The organism is Neisseria sp. P0001.S005, from assembly GCF_051963715.1.
On record NZ_JBQCTZ010000849.1, the window covers coordinates 1 to 337 of the forward strand.

Sequence of the window (337 nt, forward strand, 5' to 3'; positions counted from 1 at the left end):
CGCCGTTTCCATTTGGATATTACCCTGCTGCCTATGCTCAAAACCGCCAACAAACGCGCCGAAGCTTTCGCCAAACGCCATCACATGCCCTTCTCTCCCGCTGAAATGCAAATGTCCCTACACACACGCCGCCCTGCCAACCTGCTGATTATCGAAACCGAACACGAAATGCCTGCACTGGGCAATCTGGCTGCCAACAGCCGCGCATTTGCCGCGCAACTTTCCAATATTATTTTGTAAAACTACTTGAAAAACAGGGAAATGGTTTAATATTAGGCAAACACACTCCGCCGAAATCTCGGCAAAGACAAACCTCTCTCAGGAAAAACAATGAAAA

The 337-nt window shown here is 48.4% G+C and carries 1 pseudogene; it reads left to right on the plus strand.

The window, feature by feature from the left end:
• Positions 1-240, plus strand: a pseudogene (locus ACTHSP_RS23175) (hypothetical protein); the annotation flags it as partial.
• Positions 241-337: the final 97 nt, after the last annotated feature.